Here is a 24,115-nt window from a genome sequence, read left to right on the forward strand (position 1 = left end):
GCGGAAGCCCTCGCGGCTGACCGACGCCGACCGGGCGGCGCCGCTCGCCCTGGACCACCCGGTGTACGTGATCTACACCTCGGGCTCCACCGGACGCCCCAAGGGCGTGGTGGTCGCGCACCGTTCGGTGGCCGACTACCTCGGCTGGACCGCCCGCAGCTACCCGGGCGCGGCGGGCGTGGCGCTGCTGCACTCGCCGGTCGCCTTCGACCTGACCGTCACCGCGCTGTTCACCCCGCTGGTGGTCGGCGGCACGGTGCTCATCGGCGCCCTGGAGGAGAACGACACCGTCGCGGCGCGGCTCGCGGCCACCCCGCTGACCTTCATGAAGGCCACCCCCAGCCATCTGCCGATGCTCGGCGCCCTGCCGGACGGCTTCTCCCCGGCCGGCGAACTGCTGCTGGGCGGCGAGGCGCTGGTCGGCGAGGCGCTTGCCGCATGGCGGGAGCGCCACCCGGCGGCCACGGTGTGGAACGTGTACGGGCCCACCGAGGCCACCGTCAACTGCACCGAGTACCGCATCGCCCCGGGGGACGAGCTGCCCGGCGGCCCCGTGCCGATCGGCCGCCCGCAGGGCAATGTGCGGGCGTACGTCCTGGACGCCGGTCTGGCGCCGGTGCCCGCCGGGGTCGCGGGCGAGCTGTACATCGCCGGGCCCGCGCTGGCCCGCGGCTATCTGAACCGGCCCGCGCTCACCGCGGAGCGGTTCGTCGCCGACCCGTACGGCGCGCCCGGCACCCGGATGTACCGCACCGGTGACCTGGTCCGCCGGCTGGCGGGCGGCGACCTGGTGTTCGCCGGGCGCGCCGATGACCAGGTGAAGCTGCGCGGCCACCGGATCGAGCTGGGCGAGGTCGGGGCGGCCGTCGCGGCCCACCCGGACGTGGCCGCCCAGGCCGTCGTGGTCCGTGAGGACCAGCCGGGCACCCGTCGGCTGGTCGCCTACGCCACCGCCCGGCCGGACCGGACGCTGGACGGCGCGGCGGTGCGCGAAGGAATCGCCCGTGCGCTGCCGGAGTACATGGTCCCGGACGCGGTCGTGGTGCTGGACGCCCTTCCGCTGACCGCGCACGGCAAGCTGGACCGCGCGGCGCTGCCCGCGCCGGAGTTCCGCTCCGAGGCGGCCGAGCGGGCGCCGCGCACCCCGCAGGAGGAGATCCTGTGCGCGCTGTTCGCCCGGGTGCTCGACGTGGAGCGGGTGGGCGTGGACGACGACTTCTTCGCCCTCGGCGGCAACTCCCTCAGCGCGGTGCGGCTGCTGAGCCGGGTCCGGTCGGCCTTCGGCGCCGAGGTGGACGTGCGGGCCGTGTTCGAGGCCCCGACCGCGGAACGGCTCGCCCGGCGGCTGTCGTCCGCCGGCGGCGCCGCCCGTCCGGCCCTGGTCCCGGCGGACCGCCCCGAGGAGATCCCGCTGTCCTCGGCCCAGGCGCGGCTGTGGTTCCTGTACCGGCTGCACGGCCCCAGCGGGGTGTACAACGTGCCGATCGCCATCCGGCTGGTGGGGGAGCTGGACCGGGAGGCGCTGCGCGCGGCCCTCGGCGATGTGCTGGCCCGCCACGAGAGCCTGCGGACCGTCTTCCCCGAGCACCGCGGCCGTCCCCGGCAGCACGTCCTCGCCCCGCGGGACATCACCGTCCCGCTGGAGGGGGCCGAGGTCACCGCAGCTGAGCTGCCCGGCGCGCTGCGCGACGCCGCGGCGCGCGGCTTCGACCTGGCGACCGAGATCCCGGTGCGGGCGACCCTGTTCGCGCTCTCCGGCACCGAGCACGTCCTGCTGCTCAACGTCCACCACATCGCGAGCGACGGCTGGTCCAACGGGCCGCTGGCCCGCGACCTGTCCACCGCCTACGCGGCGCGCCGGGAGGGCCGCGAGCCCGCGTTCGCGGCGCTTCCGGTCCAGTACGCCGACTACACCCTCTGGCAGCGCGAGCTGCTGGGCGGCGAGGACGACCCGGAGAGCCTGGTCTCCCGGCAGCTCGACTTCTGGGCCGACGCGCTCGCGGGCGCGCCCGCCGAGATTCCCCTGCCCACCGACCGGCCGCGCCCGGCCGAACCCGGCCACCAGGGCGGTGTGGTGGAGTTCGGCTACGACGCCGCACTGCACCGCCGCCTGGCCGAGCTGGCCAGGGAGCACCAGGTGAGCCTGTTCATGGTGGTCCAGGCGGGCCTGGCCACCCTGCTGCACCGGCTGGGCGCGGGCACCGACATCCCCATCGGCACGGCCGTCGCCGGACGCGCCGACGAGGCGCTGGACGAGCTGGTCGGGTTCTTCGTCAACACCCTGGTGCTGCGCACCGACCTCGGCGGCGACCCGGCCTTCGGCGAGCTGCTGGGCCGGGTGCGGGCGGCGGACCTGGCGGCCTACGCCCACCAGGACGTGCCGTTCGAGCGTCTGGTGGACGAGCTCGGCCCGGACCGGTCCACCGCGCACAGCCCGCTGTTCCAGGTGTTCCTCGCCTTCCAGAACAACGCCGCCCCGCGCCTGGACCTGCCCGGTCTGACCGCCTCCCCCGCGGAGCTTGAGCTGACGGCGGCCAAGGTGGACCTCGGCGTGGAACTGGGCGAGGTGTACGACGCGGACGGCGCCCCGGGCGGGCTGCGCGGCCAGATCACCTACCGCGCCGATCTGTTCGACCACGCCACCGTGGAATCGCTCGCGGCGCAGTTCGGCGCCGTGCTCGCCGCCGTGGCCGCCGACCCCGCACGGCCCGTCAGCCGGGTCGAGCTGCTGACCGGCGCCGAGCGGCGGCGGGTGCTGACCGACTGGAACGACACGGCCCGCGAGGTCGAACCGGCCACGCTCCCGGCCCTGTTCGAGGCCCAGGTGGCGCGCACCCCGCTCCACACGGCGGTGGTCGCGGGCCCGGAGAGCCTGACGTACGCCGAGCTGAACGAGCGCGCCAACCGGTGGGCCCATCTGCTGATCGAGCGGGGTGCGGGCCCCGAGGGCCCGGTCGCCGTCGCGGTCCCCCGGTCGGTGGACTGGCTCGCCGTCACCCTCGGCGTGCTGAAGGCCGGAGCGGCCTATCTGCCGGTCGACCCCGGCTACCCGGCCGAGCGGATCGCGTTCATCGCCCGTGACGCCCGGCCCGTCCTGGCGCTCACCACCGCCGGCCACGTGCCGGTCCTCACCGAGGCGGGCTGCCCGGCGCCACTGCAGATCGACGGCGAGGAGGTCCGTACGGCGCTCGCCGCCGCGCCGGCCACCGACCCGGCCGACCGGGACCGGGTCCGCCCGCTGGCACTCGGGCACACCGCGTACGTGATCTACACCTCCGGGTCCACCGGCCACCCCAAGGGTGTGGTGGTCACCCACACCGGGGTGGCGAGCATGGCCGGGACCCACCGGGAGAACTTCGCCGTCGACGAGGACAGCCGGGTACTCCAGGCGGTCTCGCCGAGCTTCGACGTGTCGATGGCGGACCTGGTGATGACGCTGCTCAGCGGTGCGGCGCTGATCCTGCCCGAGGGGCACACCGCCCCCGTCGGACCGGAGCTCGCCGCCCTGATCCGGGACCACGGCGTCACCCACTTCCAGCTCACCGCGGGCGCGCTGGCCACCCTGCCCGAGGGCGAGCTGCCCGGCCTGCGCACCATCGGTGTGGGCGGTGAGCCCTGCGCACCGGACCAGGTCGCGCGCTGGTCGGCCGGGCGGCGGATGGTCAACGCCTACGGCCCGAGCGAGACCACGGTGGTCGCCACCATGAGCGACCCGCTGTCCGGCGCCGTGCACCCGCCCATCGGCCGCCCCGTGTGGAACACCCGGGTCTACGTCCTGGACGAGCGGCTGGCACCGGTTCCGGCCGGGGTCGCGGGCGAGCTGTACATCGCCGGTGCGGGCCTGGCCCGCGGCTATCTGAACCGCCCCCGGCTCACCGCGGAACGCTTCGTCGCCGACCCCTTCGGCGCCCCTGGTGACCGGCTTTACCGCACCGGCGACATCGTGCGCTGGACCACCGGGGGGCAGCTGGAGTTCGTCGGCCGCGCCGACGACCAGGTGAAGATCCGCGGCTACCGCATCGAACTCGGCGAGATCGAGACGGCGCTGGCGGCCCACCCCAAGGTCGACCGGGCCGCGGTCACCGTCCGCCGGGACGACCAGGGGCGCGCCCAGCTCATCGGCTACGCCGTGGCCAAGGGCAGCAGGCCCCCGGGCCCGGAGACGCTGCGCACCTTCCTGGCGGCGCGGCTGCCCGACTACATGGTGCCCGCGGCCCTGATGACGCTGGACGAGCTGCCGCTGACCGCCAACGGCAAGGTGGACCGCGGGGCCCTGCCGGAGCCGGTGTTCGGCGGCGCGCAGGGCCGGGCGCCGAGGGACGCCAAGGAGACCCTGCTGTGCGAGCTGATCGGCGAACTGCTCGGCATCGAGCGGGTCACCATCGACGACGGCTTCTTCGAGCTCGGCGGGGACAGCATCGTCTCCGTGCAGCTGGTCAGCCGCGCTCTGGAGGCGGGGCTGGAGTTCACCGCGGCCGATGTGCTGCGGCACCGCACGGTCGAGGAGCTGGCCGCGGCGGCGGTCGCGGCCGGTGAGGAGGGGCAGTCCGGTTCGGACGCCGGGATCGGCGAGATCCCGCTGACCCCGGCGCTGCACGCGCTGCGCACCGGCGGCCCGGCCGACCACCTCGGCCGCGAGGCGCTGCTGGAGCTGGACGGTCGCGGTGACGAGGCCGGGCTGACCGCGGCGCTCCAGGCGCTGCTCGACCACCACGACATGTTGCGGGTGCGGCTCACCCGCCGGGCCGGCGACCACGTCTGGAGCCTGGAGGCGCTGCCGCGCGATGCGGTACGGGCCCAGGGCGCGCTGCTGCGGGTGGATGCCCGTGAGCTGACCGGTGACCGGCTGGAGACCGCCGTACGGGAACAGTCGGCCGCCGCCAGGGAACGGCTCGCGCCGGAGAGCGGAGTGGTGCTCCAGGCCGTGTGGTTCGACGCCGCGCCCGCCGGGACCGACCGGCTGCTGCTGGTGGTGCACCAGCTCGCCGCCGATCCGGCCTCCTGGACCGTCCTGCTGGACGACCTCGGGGAGGCGCTGCGGGCGGCGGCCGGCGGAGGGCGGCCCCGGCTCGCACCGGTGGCCACCAGCTTCCGCACCTGGGCCGAGGGACTGGCCCAGCAGGCGGTCGACCCGGCCCGGCTGGACGAGGTGCCGGTGTGGTCCGGTCTGCTCGGCGCGGGCGACACCCCGCTGGCCGTACGCCCGCTGGACCCCTCCCGCGATCTGACCGCCACCGCCCGCACCCTGGAGGTGGCCCTGCCCGCCGAGCGAGCTGCGGCGGTGCTCACCGGGGTGCCCGAGGCGTTCGCCACCGGCCCCGACGAGGTGCTGCTGACCGCGCTCGCCCTGGCCCTCGGCGACTGGCGGGCCCGCCGTGGCCGTCCCGCCGCGGCCGGTGCGCTGGTGGAGGTCGCGGCCGACGGCCGCGCCCGCACCCCGGAGGAACTGGCCCGCACCGTGGGACCGTTCACCGTCTCCCGGCCGGTGCGGCTCGATCCGACCGGCCCGGACGGGGCCGGCCAGGACCCGGCGGCCGCCCTGGCCGGCGGCCCGGAGGCCGGAGCGGCGCTCAAGCGGGTCAAGGAGCAGCTTGCCGCCCTGCCCGACCAGGGCGTCGGCTACGGACTGCTGCGCCATCTCAACCCGCAGACCGTGGCCCTGTTCGCGGGGTTCCCCGCCCCGCAGATCCGGGTCACCCCCCTCGGCGGCGCGCCCGTCACCACGCCCCCCGCCTCCCCCGACACGCCCCTTCCGTATGCGCTGGACATCGAGTGGACGACCGCCGGAGGGCGGCTGGCCGCCCGGTGGACCTGGGCCGGTGGGCTGTTCGACGAGGCGGAGGTGCGGGACCTGGCCGACACCTGGCTGCGGGCCCTGGAGGGGCTGGCCGCGCACGCGGGCGGCTCCGGGGCCGGCGGCCGCTCACCGTCGGACTTCCCGCTGGTCTCCCTGGACCAGCGCGAGGTCGAGCTGCTGGAGGAGCGCCACCCCGGCCTGCTGGACGTGCTGCCGCTGGCGCCGCTCCAGGAGGGCCTGCTCTTCCACTCGCTCTACAGCGAGAGCGAACTCGACGTCTACACCGTGCAGTTCGGCCTCCATCTGGAGGGCGAGCCGCACTCCGCGGAGCTGCGCGCCGCCGTGGCGGCGCTGCTGCGCCGCCATGAGAACCTCCGGGCCGGTTTCGCCCACGACGGTCTCAGCCGGCCGGTGCAGATCATCCTCGCCGAGGAGGAACTGCCCTGGGCGGAGATCGACCTGAGCGGCCACGACGAGGCGGAGGCCGGCGCCGAACTGGCCCGTGTGATGGCCGAGGACCGCGCCCACCGGTTCGACCCGGCCCGGCCGCCGCTGCTGCGCTGCACCCTGGTGCGGCTCGGCCCGGGACGCCACCGGCTGGTGCTCACCTGGCACCATCTGCTGCTGGACGGCTGGTCCACGCCGATCCTGCTGGACGAGCTGATGCGGCTGTACGGGGCCGCGGGCGACGAGTCCGCGCTCCCCCCGGCCCTCCCGTACCGGAACTACCTGCGCTGGCTCGCCGACCGGGATCCCGAGGTCTCGCTGGCGGCCTGGCGGCGGGAGCTCGAGGGGCTTGCCGGGCCGACGCTGCTGGCGCCGGCCGACCCGGACCGGCTGCCGGTGATGACGGAGAAGGTCTCCGCGCACCTGGACCGCGACCTGGCCGCGGCGCTCACCGCGACCGCCCACCGCCACGGACTGACGATGAACACCGTCGTACAGGCCGCCTGGGGGCTGCTGCTCAGCCGGATCACCGGACGCCACGACGTGGTCTTCGGCACCACCGTGGCCGGGCGGCCGCCGCAGGTGCCGGGCATCGAGCGGATGGTGGGCCTGTTCATCAACACCGTGCCGGTGCGGGTCACCATCGACCCGGACGAACCGCTGGAGGAACTGCTGCGCCGGCTGTGGCGAAACCAGACCGAGCTGCTGGACCACCAGGACGTCCGGCTGGTGGACCTGCGGCCGCTGACCGGCCACGGGGAGCTGTTCGACACCCTGCTGGTGTTCCAGAACGTGCCCACCGACGGGGCCGGGTTCGGCGGTGAGGACGACGGCCGGGTCCGCGCGGTGGACGTGGAGATGAACGACGCCACGCACTACCCGCTGACCCTGGACGCCGGTATGGACGGCACCGCGCTGCACTGCCGCCTCGGCTACCGCCCCGACCTGTTCACCGCCACCGAGATCGCCGAGCTGATGGCCGCGCTGCACGGGGTGCTGCGCGCCATGGCGGAAGGACCCGGCACCCCCGTGGGGCGGCTCGGCGACGACGCCCCGGCCCGCTGGTGGGCCTCGGTGCGGCCGGCCTTCGAGGCCCGTACCACCCGCACCGCACCCGTGGCGGCGGAGCGGAGCGAGGGCGGGGCGCGCGAGGAACTGCTGGCCGGGATCTTCCGGGAGGCGCTGGGCATCCCCGAGGTCGGTCTGGACGACGACTTCTTCGAACTGGGCGGCGACAGCATCGTCTCCATCCAGCTCGCCAGCCGGGCCCGCAAGGCCGGGCTGGCGATCAGCCTGCGGGAGATCTTCAAGCACAAGACGGTGCGGGCGCTCGCCCGGGTCGCCCGCGTGGAGGAGGCCGCGGCCGTCGGTGAGTCACCCGAGGACGCGATCGGCGAACTGCCGCTCACACCGGTCATGCTCGACCTGTACGGGCGCGGCGGCCCCACGGACAGCGTGCACCTGGCCAACCTGGTACAGGTGCCCGCGGACTGCACGGAGAGCCTGCTCGCCGCCGCGCTCCAGGTGCTGCTCGACCACCACGACATGCTGCGCACCAGGCTGCTGCCCGCCACCGGCGAGTCCGGGGCGCGGCTGGAGGTCGCGCCCAAGGGCGCGGTGGAGGCCGCCCGCCTGATCCGCCGGGTGGACATCTCCTCCGTGCCGCGGGACCGGCTGATCCACGAGGTCGGCGCGGCACAGACCCGGGTCCAGGGCGAACTGTCGCCCGGGGCGGGGGAGATGGTGCGGGCCGTGTGGTTCGACGCCGGACGCGACCGTCCCGGCCGGCTGATGCTGGTCGTCCACCACCTCGCCGTGGACGGGGTGTCCTGGCGGGTACTCCAGGAGGACCTGAAGGCCGCCTGGCAGGCGGTGACGGCGGGGGAGGACGCGCGGCTCGCGCCCGTGGGCACCTCCTTCCGCCGCTGGGCGCGGCTGCTGGCCCAGGAGGCCGTGGCCGCCGGGCGGACCGGTGAACTCCCGCTGTGGCGGTCGGTGCTGGCCACCCCCGATCCGCTGCTGGCGGACCGCGGCCTTGACCCGGCGCGCGATGTGGTGGGCACCGCCCGCCAGCTGACCGTGACGCTGCCGCCCGAGGTGGCCCAGCCGCTGCTGGGCCGGGTGCCCGCCGTGTTCAACGCCGGGGTCGACGACGCCCTGCTGACCGGGCTCGCCCTGGCGGTGGCCCGCTGGCGGCGGGAGCGCGGCCGGGGCGAGGGGTCGGCGGTGCTGTTCGGCCTCGAGGGACACGGCCGGGAGGAGATCGCCGAGGGTGTCGATCTGTCCCGTACGGCCGGCTGGTTCACCACCGTCTACCCGGTGGCCGTGGACCCCGGAGAGCTGCCGGAAGAGGAGCTGCGCACCAGTGGCCCGGCGCTGGGCACCGCGTTGAAGGCGGTCAAGGAGCAGCTGCGGGCCATCCCGGACAAGGGCATCGGCTACGGCCTGCTGCGCCATCTGAATCCGGAGGCCGGGCCGGAGCTCGCGGGCTTCGCCGAACCGCAGATCGGCTTCAACTACCTGGGCCGGTTCGCCGCCGTGGACCCCGACGCGGTCCGCGCCGAGGACTGGGCGGCCCCGCCGGAGGCGACCGAGACGCTCGGCAGCGGCGGCGACCCCGCCCGGCCGCTCGCCCACGCCCTCGGTGTCAGCGCCGTCGCCCAGGACCGCCCCGACGGGGTGTCCCTGGTGGCGATCTGGTCCTGGCCGGGCGCGCTGCTGGACGAGGGCGAGGTACGCCGGCTGGCCGACTACTGGTTCGAGGCGCTGACCGCGCTGGTCACCCATGCCGAACGCCCCGAGGCGGGCGGCTTCACCCCGTCCGACATCTCCCTGCTGTCGCTGTCGCAGGACGAGATCGACGAATTCGAGAGTGGCCTCTGATGAAAGGACCCAGCGAAGTGACGAAGCCGGGCTTCGTGGACGTGTGGCCGCTGTCGCCGCTGCAGAAGGGCATGCTCTTCCACGCCCTGTACGAGGAGGGCAGCGCGGATGTCTACGTCATCCAGATGGCCCTGGACCTGCGCCGGGACATCGACGCCGCGCGGTTGCGCGGCGCGGTGGGGACGGTGCTGAGCCGCCATGACAACCTGCGGGCCTCCTTCCGCAACCGGAAGTCCGGGGAGCCGGTGCAGGTCATCCTGCGCGAGGCCGAACCGGACTGGGCGGAGCACGATCTGCGCCAGGTCGCCGAGGGGGACCGGGAGGCGGAGCTGGCGCGGTTGCTCGAGGCGGACCGGAACCGGCGGTTCGACCTGGCGCGGCCGCCGCTGCGGTTCTCGCTGGTGCGGCTCGCCGACCGGGAGTACCGCTTCGTGTTCACCGCCCACCACATCCTGCTGGACGGCTGGTCCATGCCGCTGGTGCTGGGCGAGCTGATGGCCCTGTACGCGGCCGGTGGGGACGCCTCGCAGCTGCCGCCCGTCGTCTCGTACCGCGAATACCTGGCCTGGCTTGCGGGCCAGGACCAGGCCGAGGCGGAGGAGGCGTGGCGACGGGCGCTGGCCGGGGTGGACGGCCCGACGCTGGTGGCCCCGCCCGACCCGCGGCGCGGCCCCGCCCTGCCCGAGACGCTGATCGAGCAGGTGGACACCGAGCTGGCGGCCGCGCTCGGCGCCCGGGCCCGCTCCCTGGGCCTGACCCTCAACAGCGTGGTGCAGACCGTGTGGGGGCTGGTGCTCGGCGGGCTGACCGGGCGGGATGACGTGGTGTTCGGCGAGACCGTCTCCGGGCGTCCGCCGGAGCTGCCCGGTGTGGAGTCGATGGTCGGGCTGTTCATCAACACCCTGCCGGTGCGGCTGCGCATCGACCCGGAGCGTCCGCTGGCGGAGCTGGTGCGCGGGCTGCAGGACCAGCAGAGCGAACTGCTCGCCCACAAGCATCTGGGGCTCGCCGAGATCCAGCAGCTCGCGGGCGTGGAGAAGCTGTTCGACGCGATCACCATCTTCGCCAACTACCCGATCGACACCGACACCCTGAAGGATGCCGCCGAGGGCATCGGCGCGGTGGCGGCCACCACCGTGGACGCCACCCACTACACCCTCAACCTGGAGGGCACGGTCCGCGGTGAGCGGATGACGGTGCGTCTTGACTACCGCCCCGACCTCTTCGTGGCGGGGGCCGGACGGGAGATCCTGGACCGGTTCCTCGCCGTCCTGGCCGCGTTCGCCGCCGACCCGCAGCGGCCCGCGGGCTCGGTGCCCGCCTTCACGCCCGAGGACCGTGCCCGGCTGGTGACCGCCGAGGCCGCCGCCGCGGAGGCGGCGCCGCCCGGGGTCCCGGCCGCGCCGGAGGCGTCGGACGGGGAGCCGCGCACCGAGCGCGAGGCGGCGCTGTGCGCGCTGTTCGCCGAGGTGCTGGGCGTGCAGACGGTCGGCGTCCACGACAGCTTCTTCGAGCTGGGCGGGGACAGCATCTCCTCCATCCAGCTCGCCCACCGGGCCCGTAAGGAGGGCGTGGACCTGACCCTGCGGCAGGTCTTCGAGCACCGCACGGTGGCCCGGCTCGCCGCGCTCGGCCACGGCCAGCGGCGGCCGGCCGTGGCCGAGGAGGACGGGGTCGGCCCGATCGTGCCGACGCCGATCATGCGCTGGCAGCAGGCGCAGGGCGGCCCCGTCGACGCGTTCAACCAGACCATGACCATGCCGGTCCCGGCCGGACTCGACCTCGCCCGGCTGCACGCCGCCGTCCAGGCGCTGCTGGACCGGCACGACGCGCTGCGGCTCCGGCTGACCCGCGAGCCCGGCGCCGACTGGGCGCTCGCGGTGGCCCCGGTGGGCGCCGTGCGGGCCGAGGACTGCGTACGACGCGTCCCGGCGCCGGGCGACGAGGCCGAGGTGCGGGCCGCGATGGGGCGGCTGGCGCCCGAGGACGGCCGGATGCTCCAGGCCGTGTGGGTGGACGCCGGCCCCACCGCCCCGGGGCGGCTCACCGTCGTCGCGCACCACCTGGTGGTCGACGGGGTGTCGTGGCGGGTGCTGCTGCCCGACCTCCAGGCGGCGCTGGAGGCGCTGGGCAACGGCAAGACCCCCGAACTGGAGTCCGTGGGCACCTCGTTCCGCCGCTGGACCCAGCTGCTCGCGGAGAACGCCACCGCCCCCGAGCGCGTGGCCGAGCTGGACCTGTGGCGCACCATCGCCGCCACCGAGGACCCGCTGCTCGCCGGGCGGCGGACCGACCCGGCGCGGGACGTGGTGGGCGTCGCCCGCCAGGTGACGCTGACCCTGCCCGCCGAGGTGACCGAACCACTGCTGAACCAGGTCCCCGCCGCCTACCACGCCCAGATCAACGACGTGCTGCTGACCGGGCTCGCCCTGGCAGTGGCCCGGTGGCGCCGGGAGCGCGGCCGGGGCGAGGGCGGGGCGCTGCTGGTCGGGCTCGAGGGCCACGGCCGGGAGGAGATCGCCGAGGGGATCGACCTCTCCCGTACGGTCGGCTGGTTCACCAGCCTCTTCCCCGTGGCGTTGGACCCGGGCGCGCAGCCCGCCGAGGAGCTGTGGCGCGGCGGCGAGGCGCTGGGCGGCGCGCTGAAGGCGGTCAAGGAGCAGCTGCGGGCCATCCCGGACAAGGGCATCGGCTACGGCCTGCTGCGCCACCTCAACCCCGAGACCGGCCCCGAGCTGGCCGGTTTCACCGAACCGCAGGTCGGCTTCAACTACCTGGGGCGGATGGGCGAGGCGGACGCCGCCGACGCCGAGGCCGCCGACACCGTGCGGGTCCGCGACCTCACCGGCGCGGGCGACGCCGCCATGCCACTGGCGTACACCCTCGAGGTCAACGCCGCGACCCTCGCCTATCCCGACGGGCAGCGGCTGGTGGCCTCCTGGACCTACTCCGGTGACATGCTCACCGACGAGGAGGTCACCGGGGCGGCCCGGCTGTGGTTCGAGGCGCTGCGCGCCCTCGCGGCGCACGTCACGACGCCGGGCGCGGGCGGGCTCACCCCGTCCGACCTGCCGTTGGTGGAGATCGGCCAGGACGAGATCGACCGCCTGGAGGCCGCCCGCGGTGGGCTGGCGGACGTCCTGCCGCTCTCGCCGCTCCAGCAGGGCCTGCTGTTCCACTCGGTGTACGACGAGTCGGCGCCGGACGTGTACACGATCCAGTCGGCCCTGGAGCTCCACGGCCCGCTGGACCCGGTGGCCCTGCGCCGGGCGGCCGGTGTCCTGCTGCGCCGCCACGACAATCTGCGCGCCTCGTTCCTCACCTCAGCCGCCGGCCGCTCCCTGCAGGTCGTCCCGCGCGAGGCGGAACTCCCCTGGGCCGAGGCGGATCTGAGCGGGCGTCCCGAGGCCGAGCGGGAGGCGGAGCTGGCGCGGCTGCTGGCCGCGGACCGTGCCGCGCGGTTCGACCTGGCCATCCCGCCGCTGCTGCGGTGCACCCTGGTCCGGCTGGCGGAGGACCGGCACCGCTTCGTGGTGACCGTGCACCACATCGCGGTGGACGGCTGGTCGATGCCGCTGCTGATCGGGGAGCTGTTCGAGCTGTACGGGCGGGGCGGCGATGACACCGGTCTGCCCCCGGTGGCCCCGTACCGTGACTATCTGGCCTGGCTCTCCCAGCAGGACCGCCAGGCGTCCGAGGACGCCTGGCGGGCCGCCCTCGACACGGTCACCGAGCCGACCCTGCTGTTCGGCGGCCCCGCCGCCGAGCGGGCCCCCGTCACCCCCGAGCGGTGGACGCAGGAGCTGCCCGGAAGCCTGAGCGCCGGGCTGGTGGCCGCCGCCCGCGAGCACGGGCTGACGGTCAACACCCTGGTGCAGGGCGCCTGGGGCGTGGTGCTCGGACAGCTGACCGGGCGGGACGACGTCACCTTCGGCACCACCGTCTCCGGGCGCCCTCCGGAGCTGCCCGGTGTGGAGTCCATGGTCGGGCTGTTCATCAACACCCTGCCGGTGCGGGTGGACGCCCGACCGGGGGAGACCCTGCTGGAGCTGGCGCACCGGCTGCAGAACCGGCAGTCGGGGCTGATGGCCCACCAGTACCTGGGGCTGGCCGACATCCAGCGGATCACCGGGACCGGAGAGCTGTTCGACACCCTGGTGGTGTTCGAGAACTACCCGGTCGACGCGGAGACCCTGGAGTCCACCGCCCGCGACCTCGGCGTGGTCGACGCCGACGTCAAGGACGCGGTGCACTACCCGCTCGGCCTGCTGGCCGGGCAGCGCGGTGACGAGCTGTCGCTGACCTGGTCCTACCGCCCGGATCTGCTCGGCCCCGACGCCGTGCGGACGCTGGCGGAGCGCTATGTGGGGCTGCTGGAGGCGTTCGTCGCCGATCCCTCGCTCCCGGTGGGCCGGGTGGATCTGCGGACCGGTACCGAACGCGGTGAGCTCTCCGCGGAGGCCGCACAGAGCCTGCCCGGGAGCGCGCCCCGCACCCTCACCGAGGTCTTCGAGGCGACGGCGGCCGCCCACCCGGACGCCACCGCCGTCGTCTTCGGCGACACCGCGCTGACCTACCGCGAGCTGAACGCGCGCGCCAACCGGCTGGCCCATGAGCTGATCGCCCGGGGAGCCGGTCCCGAGCGGCGGGTCGCGCTGGCCCTGCCGCGCTCGGCCGAGACGGTCGTGGCGCTGCTGGCCGTGGTCAAGGCGGGAGCCGCGTATGTGCCGCTGGACCCGGACCACCCGGCCGAGCGGATCGCCTATATGGCCGGTGACGCGGCGCCCGCGCTGGTGCTGACCGGCGCCGGAGCCGGCCCCGCCGTTGCCGGGGCGCTCCCGGACGGGCTGCCCGTGGTGGCACTGGACGACCCGGCGGTGCGGGCCGCGCTCGCCGCGCGCCCGGACACCCACCCCACCGACGCCGACCGGGCCGCCCCCCTCACCCCGGACTCCCCGGCGTACGTCATCTACACCTCGGGCTCGACCGGACGCCCCAAGGGCGTGCAGATCCCGCACCGCAACGTGGTGCGGCTGTTCACCGCCACCGACCACTGGTTCGGCTTCGGACCCGACGACGTGTGGACGATGTTCCACTCCTACGCCTTCGACTTCTCGGTGTGGGAGATCTGGGGCCCGCTGCTGCACGGCGGCCGGCTCGTGGTGGTGGACCACGCCGTCAGCCGCTCCCCGGAGCGGTTCCTTGAGCTGCTGGTGCGCGAGCGGGTCACCGTGCTGAACCAGACCCCCTCCGCCTTCTACCAGCTCATGGGCGCCGACCGGGACAACCCCGCGCTCGGCCGGAAGCTCGCCCTGCGCACCGTGGTCTTCGGCGGTGAGGCCCTGGACCTGTGGCGTCTCGAGGAGTGGTACGAGCGGCATGACGACCGGGCGCCGGTGCTGGTCAACATGTACGGGATCACCGAGACCACCGTGCACGTCAGCCATGTGGCACTGGACCGGGCGGGTGCCGCCGCGGCGTCCGGCAGCGTGATCGGCGAGGCCATCCCCGACCTGCGGGTGCGGGTGCTGGACTCCGCGCTGCGGCCGGTCCTGCCGGGCGCGCCCGGTGAGATGTACATCAGTGGCGCGGGCCTGGCCCGCGGCTATCTGGGCCGCCCCGGGCTCACCTCCGAGCGGTTCGTCGCGGACCCGTTCGGCACCCCGGGCAGCCGGATGTACCGCTCGGGCGACCTCGCCCGCCGGAACGCGGACGGGCGGCTGGAGTACCTGGGGCGCGCCGACGACCAGGTGAAGATCCGCGGCTTCCGGATCGAACTCGGCGAGATCGAGGCCGTGCTCGCCGGGCACCCTGCGGTCGGCCAGGTGGCGGTGCGGGTCCGTGAGGACCAGCCGGGCCGCAAGCTGCTGGCCGCCTATGTGGTGCCCGCGGGACGGGAGGCCGACGGCCGGGAGCTGCGCGAGTACGCCGCCGCCGCGCTGCCGGACCATATGGTCCCGGCCGCCTTCGTCACGCTCGACGCCCTGCCGCTCACCGTCAACGGCAAGCTCGACCACCGGGCGCTGCCCGCCCCGTCGTTCGGCGGCGGGCAGGACGCCCGGGCGCCGCGCACGGCCGCCGAGGAGACGCTGTGCGCCCTCTTCGCGGAGGTGCTCGGGGTCGAGCGGGTCGGCGTGGACGACAGCTTCTTCGAACTGGGTGGCGACAGCATCATCTCCATCCAGCTGGTCGGCCGCGCCCGTAAGGAGGGGCTGCGGTTCACCCCGCGCGACGTCTTCGCGCACAAGACCGTCGCCGCCCTGGCCGCGGCCACCGGCACGTCCGGGGAGCCCGCGGAGACCGCACCCGAACCGGCCGTCGCGGACGGCGCCGGGGACGTGCCCCTGACCCCGATCATCCACTGGCTGCGCGAACGCGGCGGCACCATCGACCAGTTCAACCAGACCATGTCGATGCCCGTCCCGCCCGGTGTCGGCCCGGAGACGCTGCACGGCGCGCTGCGGGCGGTCCTGGACCACCACGACGCGCTGCGGATGACCCTGACCCGGATCGCCGAGGACGTCGGCTGGTCGTTGGAGATCGCCGCGCCCGGCGCCGTGCGTGCCGAGGAGGTGCTGCGCCGGGTCGACGTCGCCGAGCTGGTGCGCGCCGGATACGACGAGGAGCGGCTGGACCGGCGGGCCGCCGAGGAGATCGCCGCCGCCCAGTCCGAACTCGCCCCCGACGAGGGCCGGATGGTGCGGGCCGTATGGTTCGACGCCGGCCCCGACACCCCCGGCCAGCTGGCCCTGATCGCCCACCACCTGGTGGTCGACGGGGTGTCCTGGCGGATTCTGCTGCCCGACCTCCAGGCGGCGATCGACGCGCTGGGCGCGGGCCGCCCGGCGGTGCTCGAACCCGTCGGTACCTCGTTCCGCCGCTGGGCGCAAGCGCTCACCGAGGTGGCCGGGGAGCCGGAGCGGATGCGGGAGCTGTCGCTGTGGCGCGCCATGCAGATGGGCTCCGATCCGCTGCTGACCGAGGAGCCGCTTGACCCGGCCCAGGACACCATGGGCACCGCCGCCCAGCTGAGCTTCATCCTGCCGGCCGAGGTGACCGGACCGCTGCTGGGCCGGGTGCCCGCCGCGTTCCGCGCCGGGGTCAACGACGTCCTGCTGACCGCGCTCGCCATCGCCGTGGCCGAGTGGCGCCGCGCCACCGGCCGGGGCGAGGGCTCCGAGGTCCTGATCGACCTCGAGGGCCACGGCCGGGAGGAGATCGTGCCCGGTGCCGATCTGTCCCGGACGGTGGGCTGGTTCACCAGCCTGTACCCGGTACGGCTGGACGCGGGCGAGCTCGGCCCCGAGGACGTCGCGGCCGTCGGCCCGGCCGTCGGCACGGCGCTCAAGCAGGTCAAGGAGCGGCTGCGGACCATCCCCGACAACGGCGTCGGCTACGGCCTGCTGCGCCACCTCAACCCACAGACCGCCCGGGTGCTCGGCCGCTTCCCCGAACCGCAGATCGGCTTCAACTACCTGGGCCGGCTGGGCGAGTCACCGCACCACGACGTCCCCGAGGAGCCGACCGCGACCGGTGATCTGTCGTCGGTCGCCGACGCCGCCATGCCGCTGCCCCACACCGTCGACCTCACGGCCAGTGCCGTCACCCACCCCGACGGTCCGCGTCTGGTGGCCAACTGGATCTTTCCGACCCGGCTGCTGGACGAGGCGGACGTGCGGGAGCTGGGCCGCGCCTGGTTCCGGGCGCTGCGCGCCCTGGTCGGGTACGCCGAACGCCCCGAGGCCGGCGGGCTCAGCCCGTCCGATCTGCCGCTGGTGGACCTCGACCAGCGGGAGATCGACCGGCTGGCGGCCGCGTACCAGGGGCTGGCCGGCGTCCTCCCGCTCTCCCCGCTCCAGGAGGGGCTGCTCTTCCACGCCCTGTACGACGAGCGCGGCTCGGACGTCTACAACGTCCAGATGGCGCTCGACCTGCGGGGCGAGCTGGACGCGGCGGCGCTGCGCGACGCGGCCCGTACGGTGCTCGCGCGCCATGAGAACCTGCGCGCCGCCTTCCAGCCGGGCGGGCGGGGCCAGTCCCTCCAGGTCATCCCCTCCGACGCGGAGGTGCCGTGGTCCGAGGAGGACCTGAGCGGGCTCGACGGGGCGGGCCGCACGGCCGCTCTGGAGCGGCTGCTGGCCGATGACCTCGCCCGGCGCTTCGACCTGCGCCGGCCGCCGCTGCTCCGGTTCACCCTGATCCGGCTCGGCGAGGACGAGCACCGGCTGCTCTTCACCAACCACCACATCCTGCTCGACGGCTGGTCGGGGCCGCTGGTCATGGCCGAGCTCTTCGAGCTGTACGGGCGGCGCGGGGACGCCTCGGGGCTGCCCGCGGTGACCCCGTACCGCGACTACCTGGCCTGGCTGGCGGAGCAGGACCGGCCGGCGGCCGAGGACGCCTGGCGCACCGCGCTGGCCGGGGTGGACGAGCCGACACTGGTCGCCCCGGCCGATCCGGCCCGCCGGCCGGTGCGGCCGGACGTCTGGGAGGCCGAGCTGTCGCCGGAGGCCGCGTCGGCGCTCACCGCGCGGGCCCGCCGGTACGGGCTGACCAAGAACACCGTGGTGCAGACCGCGTGGGGGCTGCTGCTCGGTGCCGTCACCGGACGCGACGACGTGCTGTTCGGCGAGACCGTGAACGGGCGCCCGGCCGAACTCCCGGGCGTCGAGACGATGGTGGGCCTGTTCATCAACACCCTTCCGGTGCGGGTGACCGTCGAGCGCGGGGACACCCTGCTGGACGTGGCGGCCCGGCTCCAGGAGCGGCAGCTGGACCTGCTGTCGCACAAGTACCTGGGGCTCACCGACATCCAGCGGCTCGCCGGCGCGGGCGGTGCGCTGTTCGACACCTCCACCGTCTTCGAGAACTTCCCGGTGGACTCCGGCGGTCTCGAGGAGGCGGCCCAGGGGCTCGGCGTCGTGGACGCCGAGATGAGGGACGGCACCCACTATCCGCTGCAGCTCGCCGTCACCGACAACGCCCGCTCCTTCAGCCTCCGGCTGGACTACCGCCCCGACCTCTTCGAGGAGGCCGCCGCCCGCGCGCTCGGGGAGCGGCTGGTGCGGCTGCTGGAGGCGTTCGCCGACGATCCGGCGCGGCCGGTGACGGAGGTGGACCTGTTGTCGGCCGAGGAGCGGCGGCGGCTGCTGACGGAGTGGAACGACACCGCGCACGAGGTGCCGCACGCCGACCTCGCCGAGCTGTTCCGGGCCCAGGCCCGGCGCACTCCGGGGCGTACCGCCGTGGTCTTCGGCGAGCGGACCCTGACCTACGCCGAACTCGACGAGGCCTCGGACCGGCTGGCCCGCCGGCTGACGGCGGCCGGGGTGGGCATGGAGACCCCGGTGGGCGTGCTGCTGAAGCGCTCCGCCGAACTGCCGGTGGCCCTCCTCGCGGTGGTCAAGGCGGGCGGGGCGTACGTACCGCTGCGCGACACCGACCCCGCGCCCCGGCTGCGGCTGGCGGTCGAGGACACCGGCGCGCCGCTGGTCCTGACCGACGCGGCGCTGGCCGACCGCGCGGCGGAGCTGGGCGTCGAGGTGGTGCGGGTGACGGACGGGGTGCCGGAGGAGGAGGCGGCCGGTTCCGTGCCGGAGCGCGGGCCCGGGGGACTGCCCGGCCGACTGGCGTATGTGATGTACACCTCCGGCTCCACCGGGGTCCCCAAGGGCGTGGCGGCCACCCACGGGGACGTGGTGGCGCTGGCGTTCGACCGGCGGTGGCGCGGCGGTGCGCACGAGCGGGTGCTGTTGCACTCACCGCAGGCGTTCGACGCCTCCACCTACGAGCTGTGGGTGCCGCTGCTGTCCGGGGGCCGGGTGGTGGTCGCGCCCCCGCAGGAGCTGGACGTGGCGAGCCTGGAGCGGATGCTGACCAGGCACGGGGTCACCGCCGTATGGCTGACGGCCGGGCTCTTCCGGCTGGTCGCCGAGGAGTCCCCGGGCGCTCTGGCGGGGGTGCGCGAGGTGTGGACCGGCGGCGATGTGGTGCCCCCGGCGGCGGTGCGGCGGGTGCGCGAGGTCTGTCCGGACACGGCGGTGGCCAACGGCTACGGCCCGACCGAGACGACCACGTTCGCGCTCAGCCATCTGCTCTCCGCCGGCGAGCCGGTGCCCGCGTCCGTGCCGATCGGCCGCCCGCTGGACAACATGCGGGTCTACGTCCTGGACGGCTCCCTGCGTCCGGTGCCCGTCGGGGTGGCCGGTGAGCTGTACGTCGCGGGCGCGGGCCTGGCCCGCGGCTATCTGAACCGGCCGGGGCTGACGGCGCAGCGGTTCACCGCCGATCCGTTCGGCCCCGCCGGGAGCCGGATGTACCGCACGGGGGACCTGGTGCGGTGGACCGCCGGCGGGCTGGTGGAGTTCGTGGGACGCGCCGACGACCAGGTCAAACTGCGCGGTTTCCGGATCGAACTCGGCGAGATCGAGGACCGGCTCTCCCGTCACCCCGCGGTCGCCCAGGCCACCGTCGTGGTGCGGGAGGACCGCCCCGGTGACCGCCGGCTGGCCGGTTACGCCGTCGTCGAGGAGCCCGTGGAGGCGGGTGCGCTGCGCGACTTCCTCGCCGCCGAGCTGCCCGACTACATGGTGCCCGCGGCCGTCATGACGCTGGACGCGCTGCCGCTGACCCCGAACGGCAAGGTGGACCGCAAGGCGCTGCCGGTGCCGGAGTACGGGTCCGCAGGTGAGCGGCGCGCCCCCCGCGACCCGCGCGAGGAGGCCCTGTGCGGGCTGTTCGCCGAGGTGCTGGGGGTCGAGGACGTCGGCATCGACGACGGCTTCTTCGACCTGGGCGGCCACTCCCTGCTGGCGACCCGACTGGTCAACCGCATCCGCACCGCGCTGGGGGCCGAACTCCCGGTGCGGGCCGTCTTCGAGGCGCCGACGGTCGCCGCGCTGGCCGCCCGGCTGGCCGGGGCGGCCGGGGCGCGGGAGGAGCTGCGCCCGGTCGAGCGGCCGGAGGCGGTCCCGCTGTCGTACGCCCAGCGTCGGCTGTGGTTCATCAACCAGGTCGAGGGCGGCACCGGCACGTACAACATCCCGCTGGCCGTGCGGTTGCGGGGCGAGCTGGACACCGGTGCGCTGGGCGCCGCGCTGTCCGATGTGGTGGCCAGGCACGAGAGCCTGCGGACGGTCTTCCCGGTGCGGGACGGGGTGCCCTCCCAGCGCGTGCTGCCGCCCGGGGACGCCCCCGTGGCACTGGAGATCGCCGAGGTCACCCCCCAGGAGCTGGAGCCGGCCCTGGCGGCGGCGGGCGCCGAGGACTTCGACCTCACGGTCGACATCCCGCTGCGCGCCCGGCTGCTGCGGCTCGCTCCGCGGGAGCATGTGCTGCTCGTGGTGGTGCACCACATCGCGGGCGACGGCGCCTCGCTGGCCCCGTTCGCCCGCGATCTGGGCACCGCGTACCGCGCCCGGATCGAGGGGCGGTCGCCCGGTTACGCCCCGCTGCCCGTGCAGTACGCCGACTACGCCCTCTGGCAGCGGCGGACGCTGGGCGCCGAGGACGACCCGGGCAGCGCCATATCCCGGCAGCTGGACCACTGGCGCGGTGCGCTCGCCGGGCTTCCTGAGGAGCTGAGCCTGCCCACCGACCGCCCCCGGCCGGCCGAGGCCGGACACGCCGGGCAGACGGTGCAGGTGCCGATCGGCGCCGACCTGGTGCGGGGGGTGTTCGAGCTCGCCCGCACCACCGGGGCCAGCCCCTTCATGGTGCTGCAGGCCGCCGTCGCCGCGCTGCTCACCCGGCTCGGCGCCGGTACGGACATCCCGCTGGGCACGGTCGTCGCGGGCCGCACCGACCAGGCGCTGGAGGAGCTGGTCGGCTTCTTCGTCAACACCCTGGTGCTGCGCACCGACACCTCCGGCGACCCGGCCTTCCGGGCGCTGGTGGAACGGGTGCGGGCCGCGGACCTTGCGGCCTACGCCCACCAGGACGCGCCCTTCGAACGACTGGTCGAGGAGCTGAGCCCGGTCAGGTCCCTGGCCCGTAACCCGCTGTTCCAGGTCGCGATCAGCTACCAGAACAACGAACCTGCCGAACTGGAGCTGCCCGGACTCACCCTGGAGCCGCAGCCGGTGGGCGCCGACCTCGCGAAGTTCGACCTGACCTTCGCCTTCGCCGAGGAGCCCGCCGAGGACGGGTCGGGGCCGGTGCTCGGCGCGGGCATCGAGTTCAACAGCGCGCTGTTCGACCGCTCGACGGTGGAGACCCTGTCCGGGCGGCTGGTGCGGCTGCTGGCCGCCGCGGTCGCCGACCCCGAACTGCCGCTGGGGCGGCTGGAGCTGATGGCCCCGGACGAGCGGGCGCGACTGCTGCCGGGCGCGGGCGAGACGGCGGAGGAGGTGCCCGCGGGCACGGTGGTCTCGCGGTTCGAAACGCGGGCGGAGGCCGCCCCCGCGGCCACGGCCGTGGCCGCGGACGGCGTCACCCTGACCTACGCCGAGCTCAACGCCCGCGCCAACCGCCTGGCGCACCGCCTCATCGGGCTGGGTGTCCGCCCCGACGACCGGGTGGCGATCCTCCAGGAGCGCTCGGTGGAGCTGGTGGTCTCGACGCTGGCGGTGCTCAAGGCCGGGGCGGCGTATGTGCCGCTGGATTCCCGGGCGCCGGTCGCCCGCCTGGAGGCGATCGTCCTCGAGACGGGGGCGGGCACGCTGCTCACCGACCGGGCCATGGCCGAGGTGGAGTTCTCGCACACGGCGGATGTGCTGGTGGTCGACGAGGAGCGGCCGGAAGGGGAGGCGCACAACCCCGCGGTACCGCTGTCGGCCGGCCAGCTGGCGTACATCATGTACACCTCCGGCTCGACCGGTAAGCCCAAGGGCATCGCCATCACCCACGAGGACGTGGTCGCGCTGGCCGCGGACGGCAGCTGGCTCGGCGGCGCCCACGACCGGGTGCTGGTGCACTCCCCGCACGCCTTCGACGCCTCGACGTACGAGATGTGGGCACCGCTGCTCGGCGGCGGCACCTGTGTCCTGGCCGCGCCCGGTCAGCTGGACGCGGGCCGGCTGCGCGGGCACGCCGAACGCGACGGGCTGACCGCGGTCTTCCTCACCACGGCGCTGTTCAACCTCATGGCCGAGGAGGACCCGGGCTGCTTCGCCGGTCTGGCGCAGGTGTGGACCGGCGGTGAGCAGGTGTCCCCGGGCGCCTTCCAGCGGGTGCTTGACGCCTGCCCGGACACCGATGTGGTGCATGTCTACGGGCCCACCGAGACCACCACCTTCGCCACCTGCCATCCGATGCGCGCCCCGCACCAGGTGGGGACGACCGTGCCCATCGGCCGGGCCATGGACCGGATGCGGGCCTATGTCCTGGACGAGCGGCTGGCGCCGTCCCTGCCGGGCGTGGTCGGCGAGCTGTACCTGGCGGGCGCCGGGGTGGCCCGCGGCTATCTGAACCTGCCGGGAGCCACGGCGGAGCGGTTCACCGCCGACCCGTACGGCCCGTCCGGGGCGCGGATGTACCGGACCGGGGACCTGGTGCGGTGGGACGCCGAGGGACGGGTGGAGTTCGTCGGCCGCGCCGACCACCAGGTGAAGATCCGCGGCCTGCGGATCGAACTCGGCGAGATCGAGGCCGCGGTGGCCGCCGCCGAAGAGGTCGCCCAGGTGACGGTGGTGGTCCACGAGGACCGGCCGGGCAGCAAGAAGCTGGTGGCGTACGTCGTTCCGGCGGCCGGGAGCGGTGCGGGCGGACCGGACACCGGGGCGCTGCGCGACCGGGTGGCCGCCGTGCTGCCGGACTACATGGTGCCCGCCGCGTTCGTCCCCCTGGCGGCGCTGCCGCTGACCCCCAACGGGAAGGTGGACCGCAAGGCGCTGCCCGCCCCCGACTTCGGGCCGTCCTCCGGGGGTGGCCGCGGACCGCGCAATCCGCGCGAGGAGCTGCTGTGCGGGCTCTTCGCCGAGCTGCTGCGGCTGCCGAGGGTCGGCATCGACGACAACTTCTTCGAACTGGGCGGGGACAGCATCGTCTCGATCCAGCTGGTCAGCCGGATCCGGTCGGTCTTCGGCGCGGCGGTGTCCAACCGGGCGGTCTTCCAGGCGCCCACCGTCGCCGAGCTGATCGAGCTGATGGGGCGGGCCGCCGATGACGACGCCGGCGACGCGGGCGACGGCGGTTTCGAAGTGGTGCTGCCGCTGCGCACCGGCGGGGACAAGCCGCCGCTGTTCTGTGTGCATCCCGTCGGCGGCGTCAGCTGGATGTACGCGGGGCTGCTCCGCCACCTCCCCGCCGACCGGCCCGTCTACGGCGTCCAGGCCCGCGGCATCGCCCGTGAGGAGGCGCTGCCCGCGTCGATCCCCGAGATGGCCGCCGACTACGTCGAGCAGATCCGCGCGGTCCGTCCGCACGGCCCGTACCACCTGCTGGGCTGGTCCATGGGCGCCCTGGTCGCGCATGAGATGGCGGTCCAGCTGCGCCGGGCGGGCGAGGAGGTCGGCGTACTGGCCAACCTCGACCAGCCGCCGATGTCCGCGGAGGAGTTCGGCGAGGGGTTCGTCGCGGCCGATGAGCAGAAGGTGCTGGCGGTGCTGCTGGACTTCGTCGGGCACGATCCGGGCGCCTTCGGGGACGGTCCGCTGGAGTACCCGAAGGTGATGGAGGTGCTTCGGGCCGAGGGCAGCGCGCTGGCCACCTTCGAGGAGCGGGACATCCTCCGGATCGGCCAGGTCAACAACCACAACTGGGAGCTGACGCTGGGCTATCAGCCCCAGGTCTACGACGGCGATGTGCTGCTGTTCGTGGCCACCGAGTCCGAGGACTTCCCGGACGACCCCGCGGGCAAGGTGGCGAGCTGGTCCGACCGGATCGCGCCCTACGTCGGCGGTCGGATGACCCTCCATGAAGTGGCGTGCGAGCACCGGCAGATGCTCCAGCCCGTACCACTGGCCGACATCGGCCGGGTGGTGCGCGAAACCCTGGACCGACATGACCGGACCAGTGATTGATCACCCAACCAGTAATTGACGGAGGAAA

2 protein-coding genes (1 of these 2 only partly in view) are annotated in these 24,115 nt (G+C 74.9%); both read left to right on the forward strand.

Going from position 1 to position 24,115, the window contains the following annotated elements; translation table 11 throughout:
- A protein-coding gene (locus VT50_RS00700; RefSeq protein WP_046084497.1) for a non-ribosomal peptide synthetase crosses the window boundary here: on the forward strand, positions 1-9,127 show its 3' portion. The gene continues 6,353 nt to the left of window position 1, outside the view; 9,127 of the gene's 15,480 nt are visible here — the last part of the coding sequence; its start codon lies off the left edge, out of view; the stop codon is at positions 9,125-9,127.
- Entirely contained in the window at positions 9,127-24,087 is a 14,961-nt protein-coding gene (locus VT50_RS00705; protein ID WP_046084498.1) for a non-ribosomal peptide synthetase, read from the forward strand. Before VT50_RS00700 ends, VT50_RS00705 begins: the two co-directional genes overlap by 1 nt.
- The last annotated feature ends 28 nt before the right edge of the window (positions 24,088-24,115 follow it).

Origin of the sequence: Streptomyces antioxidans (genome assembly GCF_000968685.2) — a bacterium.
In the GTDB taxonomy this organism is placed as follows: domain Bacteria; phylum Actinomycetota; class Actinomycetes; order Streptomycetales; family Streptomycetaceae; genus Streptomyces; species Streptomyces antioxidans.